Below are 12,042 nucleotides of genomic sequence, written 5' to 3'. Positions count from 1 at the left end.
GTACCGACCTAGAGAAGAAAATGGCAAAGCGCACTGACCTGAAAACCATCCTCATCATCGGTGCTGGCCCGATCGTCATCGGCCAGGCCTGTGAGTTCGACTACTCTGGCGCGCAGGCCTGCAAGGCACTGCGCGACGAGGGGTACCGCGTGGTGCTGGTCAACAGCAATCCGGCCACCATCATGACCGACCCGGAGATGGCCGACGCCGTCTACATCGAGCCGATCAACTGGCAGACGGTCGAGAAGATCATCGCCAAGGAGAAGCCCGATGCGCTGCTGCCGACCATGGGCGGCCAGACCGCGCTGAACTGCGCGCTGGACCTGGCCGACAACGGCGTGCTGGAGAAGTACAACGTCGAGCTGATCGGCGCCAAGCGCGAAGCGATCCGCATGGCCGAAGACCGCGAGCTGTTCCGCGTGGCGATGGGCGAGATCGGCCTGGAATGCCCGTCGGCCGCGGTCGCCCATACGCTGGAAGAAGCGCTGGAGATCCAGACCCGCGTCGGCTACCCGACCATCATCCGTCCGAGCTTCACCCTCGGCGGCAGCGGCGGCGGCATCGCCTACAACCGCGAAGAGCTGATCGACATCGTCACCCGCGGCCTGGAACTGTCGCCGACCACCGAAGTGCTGGTGGAAGAATCGGTGCTGGGCTGGAAGGAGTTCGAGATGGAAGTGGTCCGCGATACCGCGGACAACTGCATCATCGTGTGCTCCATCGAGAACCTGGACCCGATGGGCGTGCACACCGGTGACTCGATCACCGTGGCCCCGGCGCAGACCCTGACCGACAAGGAATACCAGCGCCTGCGCGATGCCTCCATCGCCGTGCTGCGCAAGATCGGCGTGGATACCGGTGGCTCGAACGTGCAGTTCGGCATCAATCCGCACACCGGCCGCGTGGTGGTGATCGAGATGAACCCGCGCGTGTCGCGCTCCTCGGCACTGGCGTCCAAGGCCACCGGCTTCCCGATCGCCAAGGTCGCCGCCAAGCTGGCCGTGGGCTACACCCTGGACGAGCTGAAGAACGAGATCACCGGTGGCCTGACCCCGGCCTCGTTCGAGCCGTCGATCGACTACGTCGTCACCAAGATCCCGCGCTTCGCCTTCGAGAAGTTCCCGGCCGCCGATGCCCGCCTGACCACCCAGATGAAGTCGGTGGGCGAGGTGATGGCGATGGGCCGCACCTTCCAGGAATCGATGCAGAAAGCGCTGCGTGGCCTGGAAACCGGCAAGGTGGGCTTCGACCCGACCGAGCTGGACCTGGGCAACGAAGACGACATGCAGACCCTGCGCCGCGAGCTGAAGGCCCCCGGCCCGGAGCGCCTGTTCTACGTGGCCGACGGCTTCCGCGCCGGCATGAGCGTGGAAGAGATCCATGCGCTGTCCTTCATCGATCCGTGGTTCCTGGACCAGATCGAAGAGATCATCACTGCCGAAGGTGAGGTCGCCGCCGGTGGCATTGATTCGCTCGACGCCGCGCGCCTGCGCAAGCTCAAGCGCGCCGGTTTCTCCGATGCCCGCCTGGCCCAGCTGACCGGCACCAACGAAGCGGCCGTGCGTGCGCTGCGTCGCGCCCACAAGGTGCGTCCGGTGTACAAGCGCGTGGACTCCTGCGCCGGTGAGTTCGCCACCGGTACCGCCTACCTGTATTCGACCTACGAGGACGAGTGCGAAGCCACGCCGAGCAACCGCGACAAGATCATGATCCTCGGCGGTGGCCCGAACCGCATCGGCCAGGGCATCGAGTTCGACTACTGCTGCGTGCACGCGGCACTGGCGCTGCGCGAGGATGGCTATGAAACCATCATGGTCAACTGCAACCCGGAAACCGTCTCCACCGACTACGACACCTCCGACCGCCTGTACTTCGAGCCGCTGACGCTGGAAGACGTGCTGGAGATCGTCGAGCTGGAACAGCCGAAGGGCGTGATCGTGCAGTACGGCGGCCAGACCCCGCTGAAGCTGGCACGCGCGCTGGAAGCCAATGGCGTGCCGGTGATCGGCACCAGCCCGGATTCCATCGACCTGGCCGAAGACCGCGAGCGCTTCCAGCAGCTGGTGGACAACCTGGGCCTGAAGCAGCCGCCGAACCGCATCGCCCGCAACGACCAGGAAGCGCTGCTGCTGGCGCGCGAGATCGGCTACCCGCTGGTGGTGCGCCCGAGCTACGTGCTGGGCGGCCGTGCGATGGAAATCGTCTACGGTGAGTCCGACCTCGCACGCTACGTGCGTGATGCGGTCAAGGTCTCCAACGATTCGCCGGTGCTGCTGGACCGCTTCCTCGACAATGCCGTCGAAGTGGACGTGGACATCATCGCCGACAGCCAGGGCAACGTGCTGATCGGCGGCGTGATGGAGCACATCGAAGAAGCCGGCGTGCATTCGGGCGATTCGTCCTGCTCGCTGCCGCCGTATTCGCTGTCTGCCGAAACCCAGGCCGAGCTGCGCCGCCAGGTGGTGGAGCTGGCCAAGGCCCTGAACGTGGTCGGCCTGATGAACACCCAGTTCGCCATCCAGGCCGGTGAGAACGGTGAAGACATCGTCTACCTGCTGGAAGTGAACCCGCGTGCCTCGCGCACCGTGCCGTTCGTGTCGAAGGCCACCGGCATGCCGCTGGCCAAGATCGCCGCACGCTGCATGGCCGGCAAGACGCTGGCCGAGCAGGGCGCCACCAAGGAAATCGTGCCGGACTACTACTCGGTGAAGGAGGCGATCTTCCCGTTCGCCAAGTTCCAGGGCGTCGATCCGATCCTCGGGCCGGAGATGCGCTCCACCGGTGAGGTGATGGGCGTGGGCCGCAGCTTCAGCGCCGCCTTCGCGCGTGCGCAGGAAGCCGGTGGCATCAAGGCGCCGCCGGTCGGCAAGGCCTTCGTGTCGGTGCGTGACCCGGACAAGCAGCGCGTGCTGCCGGTCGCCGAGGCGCTGCTGGCCAAGGGCTACAGCCTGGTCGCCACCCGTGGCACCGCCGCGTGGCTGCAGCAGCACGGCATGGAATGCGAGATCGTCAACAAGGTGGTCGAGGGTCGTCCGCACATCGTGGACCGCATCAAGAACGGTGAGATCGTCTACATCGTCAACACGACCGAAGGCCGTGCGGCGATCAACGATTCGTTCTCCATCCGTCGCGAAGCGCTGCAGCACCGCGTGACCTATTCGACCACCATCGCCGGTGCCAAGGCACTGGTGCATTCGCTGGAATTCCGCGGTACCGGCCCGGTCTGGTCGCTGCAGGAACTGCACAAGGAACTGAACGCATGAGAGCTCCCATCACGATGAAGGGCGCGCAGCGTCTGCGCGAAGAGCTGGACCAGCTGAAGTCGGTCAAGCGCCCGAAGGTGATCGCCGCGATCGCCGAGGCGCGCGAGCACGGTGACCTGAAGGAAAATGCCGAGTACCACGCCGCGCGCGAAGAGCAGGGCTTCATCGAAGGCCGCATCAAGCAGCTGGAAGGCGAGTTGTCGCACGCCGAGATCATCGACGTGTCCAAGCTCAATGCCGGCTCCAAGGTGGTGTTCGGCGCGTCGGTGACGCTGGCCGACGTGGAAACCGACGAAGAGAAGAAGTACCAGATCGTCGGTGACCTGGAAGCGGACATCAAGCTCGGCCTGATCGCCATTTCCTCGCCGGTGGCCCGCGCGATGATCGGCAAGCTGGAAGGCGACAGCATCACCATCGATGCCCCGGCCGGCCAGCGCGAGTACGAGATCGTCAGCGTCAGCTACGCGGGCTGATCGATGGCAACGGCAACGCTGCTGCTGGCTGCACGCAGTCGATTCGCGGTGGCCGCGTTGCCCGATGAGGTGGCACGTGCGCTCGGTCGTGCCGAGCGCAGCGAGCACGCAGCGGGGGAGGGCGCGCAGCTGCAGCGCCACTTCCGCGTGCAGGGGGCATCGACCACGCTTGATGCCGCCGATGCCGCCGCGATGCCTGCCGCGGCACTGACCCGCCAGCTGGATGCCGGCGATGCGGCCGGCCACGTCTGGCTGCGCGCCGATCCGGCGCACATGGTGCCGGACATGCACGGTGCGCGGATGATGGGGCACGGCGACACGCTGCGCCCCTCCCACGAGGATGCCGTCGCGCTGCTGCCGGACCTGCAGCCGGTGTTCGCCGAACATGGCCTGCATCTGGATGCGCCGGTCGCCTCGCGCTGGTACCTGCGCGTCCCGGATGACATGCCGTTGCCGGTGTTTGCGAGTCCGGATGACGTGCTCGGCGATGATCTTTTCAGCCATCTGCCCAGCGGCGTAGAAGGTCGGCGCTGGCGCGCGCTGTTGACCGAAACCCAGGTGGTACTGCATTCGCACCCGTGGAACGCGCAGCGCATCGCGCAGGGGCTGAGCCCGATCAATTCTCTGTGGTTCTGGGGTGCAGGGCGGCTGCCGCAGAGCGTGGCCACGCCACATGCACAGGTGCGCAGCCGCGATGCGCTGTTGCGTGCCTTGGCCACCGCGGCAGGCGTACAGGTGGATGGCGAACAGTCGGTGGATGCGCTGGTCGACCTGCGTCCGCTGCGTTCGCTGGAGCAGCTGGCCAGCCAGGCGATCGCGCCGCTGCTGCTGGCGTTGCGCCGCGGCGAGCTGAAGCGGCTGGTGCTGGATTTCGAGGACGGCGTGCAGTTCGCCTTCCAGCGTTCGCAGCGCTGGCAGATCTGGAAGAAACCGCGGCAGTTGCACGATTGACCCGCGCGGTATCATGCAACGTCTTCCTGCAACCGGCGTAGCCGATGTCCCCTGCCGCCGATTCCAACCCCGTCATCTGCCGCCGCGACCGTGTCGACGTAGCCCCTTGGGCTGACGGCACCCTGCCGCTGCTGGCCCGCCTGTACACCGCGCGCGGGGCGCACACGCCCGAACTGGCGCTGCCCAGGCTGGGCAACCTGCATGCACCTGAGCTGTTGACCGGCATCGATGGCGCGGTGCGTCTGCTGGCGGCGGCCATCGCCGCTGACAAGCGCATCGTGGTGGTGGGTGACTTTGACTGCGATGGCGCCACCGCCTGTGCGGTCGGCGTGCGCGGACTGCGCATGCTCGGCGCGCGCCACGTCGCCCATGCGGTGCCCAATCGCATGGTGCACGGCTACGGGCTGTCGCCGGCGCTGGTGGAGGAACTGGCCCTGCTGCAGCCGGACCTGCTGGTCACCGTGGACCACGGCATCGCGTGCCATGCCGGGGTGGCGGCAGCCAAGGCCAAGGGCTGGCAGGTGCTGGTCACCGACCACCATCTGCCTGGACCGCAGCTTCCGCCGGCCGATGTCATCGTTGATCCGAACCTGCACGACGATGCCTTCCCCAGTAAATCATTGGCCGGCGTCGGCGTGATCTTCTATGTACTGCTGGCCTTGCGCCGGCACCTGCGCGAGGCCGCGGTGTTCGCCGACGGCAAGGGGCCGGACCTGGCCACGCTGCTGGATCTGGTCGCGGTGGGCACGGTCGCCGACCTGGTGGCGCTGGATGCCAACAACCGCGCGCTGGTCAGTGCCGGGCTGCGGCGCCTGCGCGCCGGGCAGGGCTGCGTCGGGTTGAAAGCTCTGATCGAAGCCAGTGGCCGCGATGCGGCGCGGCTGACCGCCACCGATATCGGCTTTGCGCTGGGCCCGCGCTTGAACGCGGCCGGCCGGCTGGAGGACATGGCGCTGGGCATCGCGCTGCTGTTGACCGAGGATCCAGCGCAGGCGCGCGACATCGCGCAGACGCTGGAGCAGATCAACGCCGAGCGCCGCGCCGTGCAGCAGACCATGACCGACGACGCAGAGAAGGCGGTGGCCAGGGTGGTGCTGGATGACGATGGACAGCGCCCGATCGCCGCGGTGCTGTTCGATGCCGAGTGGCATCCGGGTGTGATCGGCCTGGTGGCCTCGAAGATGAAAGACCGCCTGCACCGGCCGGTGGTCGCCTTCGCGCCGGCTGAACCGGGCGCCGATGCGTTGCGAGGGTCCGCGCGTTCGATTCCCGGCCTGCACATCCGCGATGCGCTGGCGCTGGTCGATGCGCAGCAGCCGGGCCTGATCGAGCGCTTCGGTGGCCATGCGATGGCCGCCGGCATGAGCCTGCCGCACGCCCACCTGACGGCGTTCGAAGCCGCCTTCGCCGCAGCCGTGCATCAGTTGCTGGACCCGGTGATGCTGCAGCAGCAGATCCTCAGCGATGGCGAGCTCGGCAGCGACGAGCTGGACCATCGCCACGCCGATGCGCTGCGGCTTGCCGGCCCGTGGGGACAGGGCTTCCCGGAGCCGCTGTTCGATGGACATTTCGAGGTGACCAACTGGCGGGTGTTGAAGGAGCGGCACCTCAAGCTGGAACTGCGCCGTCCCGGGATGGCCGGGCTGATCAACGCGATCCAGTTCGGGGGCTGGACCGGCAACGCGCCGGCACGCAACGTGCACCTGGCGTATCGGTTGGCCTGCGACGATTACCGCGGCGGCACGGCGATCCAGTTGATCGTCGAGCACTGCAGCGCGGCCTGACCGCTCCCGCCGAGCATGGCCCGGCGGAATCCCTCAACGTTCGCGGCCCCGCACCCGGTGCCGCCTCACTCCTTGACCGTGGCGACCCGCGTCGGCAGGTCCCACGCGCCGCCTGCGGCGACCAGCCGGCACAGGCCCGTGGTGGTAGCCGAGGTAGCCACGAAGCGGCGCCCGTCCCAGCCCCAGCTGTTCATCGACCAGCAGTCGCCCAGGCCTCGCCCCTTGTGCGATCCACTGATGCTGCGGCCGTCGTCATCATTACCGAAGTGGGTGACCAGCTGAGGCTGGTAGGGTGCCGTCCCGTTGACCACCCAGTAGCCGCTGCCTTCGTTGTAGGCGCCACGCCAGCACAGGGCAGATACCAGCAGCTTGTCCGCGCTCAGGCGCTGGACCTTCAACGGCACGACAGGCTCATCCATCGACACGGTCTGGTCGGGCTGCAGTGCCGCGCAGTCATCGGGCGGCGTGGCGGCTACCAGGGCGGCGCGCAGCGCACCGGAGGTCGCCAGTGCGGCGTCGGATGGGCGCGCTGCGGCCAATTTCGCCAGCACCACGACCGGCATCGGCAACGCCGCGGGCACCGACGATTCCGCGCGCTTGCCCTTGCGCATCACCGCCCCGGGCGTGCCCAGCCGGCCCTGGAACTCATCCATTTTCAGCAGCACCGCCGATGCGCCACGCGCCGACAGCGTCCATCGCCGCTGGTCATCACCGGTGAAGACGACGCGGCCTGCGCCGGCACCGCTCACCGAGGCCAGCAAGGCGGCCACCTGGGCCGGGCTCAACGTCGCCGTGCCCGTGCCGGTCGCGTAATCCACGCGACCCTGGTCACGCCCGTCGACCTGCATCTGCAGCGTGGCGGGCAGCACGCTTTCCTCGTACTGGCCGAGCATCAGGCTGGCGGTGATCGGCTGGTCGGGGCCACCGTGGCGCGTCAGCAGCACCGATACCGGCAGCGGGTCCGCGCCTTCGTCGTTCTGGTAGCCCGCCGCGCGGCAGGTCCGGGTGTTGTCGCAGGCCAGCGTCCAGTCGTGGTGACTGAAGTCGATGCCCACCAGCTCGGTTGGCGAAGCACACAAGGCGGGCAGTGGGGCCGACAGCAGAAGCAGCAACGAGGGCAGGCGCACGGAGATCCCGGGGTATGAAAGAGGCCCGTGCATGGTGGCCGATGCGAAGGCGCAGGCCAAGATGGCAACACGGCAAACCCCGATGGGCGCCATCATGCGTTCAATGGACTGTCCCCCACGCAGGAGCATCACATGCAAGGTCTGTCTCGCGGTCTGGTCATGCTCGGCATTGCGGGGCTGGGTATCGCGGCCTACAAGGTGGAGGCACAGCGTCCGACGCCAACCCCGCCTGCGGTCAGCGCGCCGGCTGCCGTTACCGCGCCGGTGTTGCAGGTGAAAGGCGCCGAAGTGCCGGTGCAGCTGCGCCATGCCAGCCTGCGCGGCACGGTGGCCGCCGGCCTGGCCGAAACCCGCATCGAAATGGAGTTCCACAACCCCAACGGCCGCATGCTGGAAGGGCAGCTGGAGTTCCCGTTGGCTGATGGCCAGCAGGTGGCGGGCTTTGCGCTGGATATCGATGGCCAGCTGCGCGACGCGGTGCCGGTGCCCAAGGCCCAGGGCCGTCAGGTGTTCGAAGCCATTGAACGGCGTCGGGTCGACCCGGGTCTGCTGGAACAGACCGCCGGGAACCAGTTCCGCCTGCGCATCTATCCGATCCCCGCGCACGGCAGCCGCCGCGTGGTATTGACCGTCCGCCAGACCCTGCCGGTGGACGCGCAGGGCCTGCGCTGGACGCTGCCGCTGCAGTTCGCGCGTGGCGCGCAGCAGGCAAGCGTGCAACTCGATGCCAGTGGCGTCGGCGCACCGCGTGCCTCGACTGGACTGTCAGAACAGTTCCAGCTGCGCGATGGCCGCTATCAGCTGCAATGGCAGGGCCGCGGTGCGGCGCTGCCGGCGCAGGCGCAGTGGTGGCTGCCGCAGGTGCGCCAACGCGACGTGGTGGCCGGCCTGCACGATGGCCAGCGCTACCTGATGGCGCAGATCCCGGTGCCGCTGCAGGCCGTGCCACGGGCGCTGCCCACCCGCATCGGGCTGCTCTGGGATGCGTCCGGATCGGCGTCCCAGCGCGACCGTGAGGCCGAGTTTGCCGTGCTTGACCGCTATTTCAAGGCCGTCGGCGATGGCCAAGTCCAACTGACGGTGTTGCGCGACCAGTCCGAGCCCGCGCGCGATTTCCGCCTGCGCGCTGGCGACTGGTCCGCACTGCGTGCTTACCTGCAGGCGCTGCCGCTGGACGGGGCCAGTGCGCTGGGTGCGTGGACACCACAGCCGGCGGTGCAGGAATACCTGCTGGTCAGTGATGGGCTGTCCAACTATGGCAAGCGCAGCCAGCCGGCACTCGCTGCAGGCCAGCGCCTGTATGCCTTGAGTGGTGCCGGCGCGCGCACCGACACGGCGCGCCTGCGTGCCTGGACCGCTGCCCACCAGGGCGAGCTGCTGGTGCTGTCCACGCCGGCGGATGTGGCTTCGGCGGCAGCGCGTTTGCTGCAGCAGGGCGCAGCGGTGCTGTCGCTGGAAGGCGATGGGATCAGCGCGGTGGTCGCCGATGCCGGTGCGGCAGCGCAGGGCTGGTTGCGGGTGCTGGGCAGGATCGACAGGCCGGACGGCAGCGTGCAGCTGCGCGTGCGCCTGCCGGATGGGCGCATCGATACCCAGCGGGTGGGCGCCGGCGAAGCGCGGCTGCAGCCTGGCGGCCTGGTGGCACATGCCTGGGCGAACGGCCAGCTGGCCGACTGGGCGGGTGATCCGGCGGCCCACGCCGCCGCGCAACGCACGCTGTCGCAGGCGTTCGGGCTGGTCAGTGCAGACACTTCGCTGCTGGTGCTCGAATCGATCGAAGACTATCTGCAGCATGGCATCCGTCCGCCGTCGCCGCTGCGCGCCGAGTACGACCGTCGGCACGCGCTGGCCGCCGTCGACGTGGCACGTGAGCGCAGCCAGCGGCTCGATGACATCGCACGGCAGGTCGCTGATCGTCAGCGCTGGTGGGAAACCCGCTGGCCCAAAGGCACCCCGCCGCAGGCGAAGCAGGAAACGGCCAGCCCGGCTGCGGTCGCGATGGCAGCGCCGGTAGCGGCGGGGGAGGCCTTCGAGGCCCGACCGAACGACAGCGTCGCTGCGCCGCCGCCGCCGTCGCCTTCACTCGCACCCGCAGCCGCAGCGCCGCAGGCCATGCTGGCGCGCCAGGCCCCGGGCCCGCGCGCCGAGCACGCTGCGTCCGCGCCAGGCGCTGCCAATAGCGGCGAGATCACCATCGCGCTCGCGCCATGGGCCGCCGATGCACCGTACGCCAAGCGCCTGCGCGCGGCTCCAGCCGACGCGCTGTATCCGCTGTACCTGTCCGAGCGCGCGCAGCATGCGGACAGCAGCGCGTTTTACCTAGACGTGGCCGACCTGCTGCTGGCCAAGGGCCAGCGTGCGTTGGCGCTGCGGGTGCTGTCCAACCTGGCTGAAATGCAGATCGAAAACCGCCACGTACTGCGCGTGCTCGGGTATCGCCTGATGCAGGCCGATGCGCCTGCACTGGCGGTGCCGGTGTTCCGTGACGTGCTGGCGATGGGCGAGGAGGAGCCGCAGAGCTTCCGCGACCTCGGCCTGGCGCTGGAGGCCAGCGGCCAGTACCCGCAGGCACTCAAGGCGCTGTACGAAGTGGTGCTGCGGCCGTGGGACAGCCGCTTCGATGGCATCTCGCTGATCGCACTGGATGAAGCCACCACCCTCATGGCACGCCAAGGCCTGGATGCCGGCGCGATCGACCCGCGCCTGCGCCGGCCGATGCCGCTGGACCTGCGCGTGGTGCTGGGCTGGGACAGCGACAACAGCGACATGGACCTGTGGGTGACCGACCCCAACGGTGAGCGCGCGTACTACGGCAACCGGCTGACCTACCAGGGCGGGCAGATGTCCCAGGACTTCACCGGCGGCTATGGGCCGGAACAGTTCTCGTTGCGGGATGCCAAGCCGGGCACCTACAGGGTGGAGGCCAATTTCTTCGGCAGCCGCGAGCAGCTGGTCACCGGCGCGACCACCTTGAGCCTGCGCCTGAGCACCCACTGGGGCACGCGCCAGCAGCGCGACCAGACGGTCACCCTGCGCCTGAAGGACCAGGCCGAAACCGTGCTGGTCGGGGAGTTCGAGGTGAAGTAGTGCGATGCCCTGCGCTGCTGGCGCGGACGGCGAGGCCCTGCTGCACATGGCCGACGGGGCAACGGTGCCCTGCAGCCGGCGCCAGCTGCCGCTGCTGCGCCAGGCGCTGGGCGGCGGGTGAGGGCGGGGCAGGCCCCCGGGCGGCCGGGGTAGGCAGCAGCGGCGGCTGTGCTGGTATCATTGCAGGTCATATTTCGAACACGAAACCGCCGACATGCTCGAGCTGAATCCTGTCCGCCAGCGAATCACCGATCTCACCGATCGCGTGGTCTCGCTCAGGGGGTATCTTTGACTACGACGTCAAGAAAGAACGCCTGGAAGAAGTAACCCGGGAGCTGGAAAACCCGGATATCTGGAACAAGCCGGAGTACGCCCAGAACCTGGGGCGTGAACGCTCGCTGCTGGAAAAGACCGTGGGCGGCATCGCCAGCATCCTCGATGGCCTGGTGGAATCCACCGACCTGCTGGAACTGGCCGAGAGCGAACAGGACCAGGAGACCGCCGATGCGGTGGTTGCCGACCTGGACAAGTACCTCAAGCACGTGGAACAGCTGGAATTCCAGCGCATGTTCTCCGGCGAGATGGACAGCTGCAACGCCTTCGTCGACATCCAGGCCGGCGCCGGCGGCACCGAGGCCCAGGACTGGGCCGAAATGATGCTGCGCATGTACCTTCGCTGGTGCGAAGCACGCGGCTGGAAGACCGAACTGATGGAAGTGTCCGGCGGCGATGTGGCCGGCATCAAATCGGCCACGTTCCGCGTGGAAGGTGATTTCGCCTACGGCTGGCTGAAGACCGAGATCGGCGTGCATCGCCTGGTGCGCAAGTCGCCGTTCGATTCGGACAACCGCCGCCACACCAGCTTCACCTCGGTGTTCGTGTCTCCGGAAGTCGATGACAACATTGAAATCGACATCAACCCGGCCGACCTGCGCACCGACGTGTACCGTTCCTCCGGTGCCGGTGGCCAGCACGTCAACAAGACCGAGTCGGCGGTGCGCATCACCCACATCCCGACCAACACCGTGGTTGCCTGCCAGACCGGCCGCAGCCAGCACCAGAACCGCGACACCGCGATGAAGATGCTGGCCGCCAAGCTGTACGAGCTGGAAGTGCAGAAGCGCAACACCGAACGTGACGCGCTGGAAGCCACCAAGTCCGATATCGGCTGGGGCAGCCAGATCCGCAACTACGTGCTCGACCAGAGCCGTATCAAGGACCTGCGCACTGGCATCGAGCGTACCGATACGCAGAAAGTGCTGGACGGCGACCTGGATGAGTTCATCGAGGCCAGCCTGAAATCCGGCCTGGAAGCGGGCGCCAAACGCAGCGACGCCTGAGCCTGCGGGTCGCCTGC

The 12,042-nt window shown here is 68.0% G+C and carries 7 protein-coding genes and 1 pseudogene; 7 read left to right on the top strand and 1 reads right to left on the bottom strand.

All coding sequences use genetic code 11. From position 1 onward, the window contains the following. The first annotated feature begins 20 nt into the window (after positions 1-20). The 4 genes from carB to recJ are packed head-to-tail and all read left to right on the top strand — an operon-like array spanning position 21 to position 6,471. Positions 21-3,263 carry a carbamoyl-phosphate synthase large subunit gene (carB, locus tag RTX79_RS04080; RefSeq protein ID WP_312682023.1) on the top strand — a complete coding sequence of 1,081 codons (3,243 nt, stop codon included), beginning with the start codon at positions 21-23 and terminating at the stop codon, positions 3,261-3,263. Between the two features lie 8 nt (positions 3,264-3,271). Next, a complete protein-coding gene (gene greA / locus RTX79_RS04075; protein WP_185000279.1) occupies positions 3,272-3,736 on the top strand; it encodes a transcription elongation factor GreA in 465 nt (154 codons plus the stop codon). Positions 3,737-3,739: 3 nt separating this feature from the next. Next, positions 3,740-4,687 carry a phosphoglycerate mutase gene (locus tag RTX79_RS04070; RefSeq protein ID WP_312682020.1) on the top strand — a complete coding sequence of 316 codons (948 nt, stop codon included), beginning with the start codon at positions 3,740-3,742 and terminating at the stop codon, positions 4,685-4,687. Between the two features lie 44 nt (positions 4,688-4,731). After that, positions 4,732-6,471 (top strand): single-stranded-DNA-specific exonuclease RecJ, encoded by a 1,740-nt coding sequence (recJ, locus tag RTX79_RS04065; protein WP_312682018.1) that lies wholly within the window; start codon positions 4,732-4,734, stop codon positions 6,469-6,471. Positions 6,472-6,536: 65 nt separating this feature from the next. On the opposite strand, the gene RTX79_RS04060 is transcribed toward recJ, so the two are convergent. Further along, entirely contained in the window at positions 6,537-7,631 is a 1,095-nt protein-coding gene (locus RTX79_RS04060) for a DUF1176 domain-containing protein (protein ID WP_428695942.1), read from the bottom strand. 99 nt (positions 7,632-7,730) lie between these two features. On the opposite strand from RTX79_RS04060, the gene RTX79_RS04055 reads away from it, so the two are divergent. The 3 genes and pseudogenes from RTX79_RS04055 (at position 7,731) to prfB (ending at position 12,025) form a co-directional block, all read left to right on the top strand. Then, on the top strand, positions 7,731-10,685 hold the full coding sequence (locus tag RTX79_RS04055) for a VIT domain-containing protein (RefSeq protein ID WP_312682015.1): 2,955 nt from the start codon (positions 7,731-7,733) through the stop codon (positions 10,683-10,685). A 28-nt stretch (positions 10,686-10,713) separates the two neighbouring features. Continuing rightward, positions 10,714-10,806: pseudogene (locus tag RTX79_RS04050) on the top strand (LytTR family transcriptional regulator); the annotation flags it as partial. A gap of 93 nt (positions 10,807-10,899) precedes the next feature. After that, positions 10,900-12,025, top strand: a protein-coding gene (gene prfB, locus RTX79_RS04045) for a peptide chain release factor 2 (protein WP_312682014.1) whose coding sequence is annotated in 2 segments (ribosomal slippage) — positions 10,900-10,974 and positions 10,976-12,025 — 1,125 coding nt in all. Because the reading frame shifts where the segments join, the coding sequence is not laid out codon by codon here. Positions 12,026-12,042 lie beyond the last annotated feature (17 nt).

The organism is Stenotrophomonas chelatiphaga, from assembly GCF_032054965.1.
Lineage (GTDB): Bacteria > Pseudomonadota > Gammaproteobacteria > Xanthomonadales > Xanthomonadaceae > Stenotrophomonas > Stenotrophomonas chelatiphaga.
The sequence above is the reverse complement of the archived record's forward strand: the minus strand, read 5'-3'. Positions and strand labels throughout refer to the sequence as shown.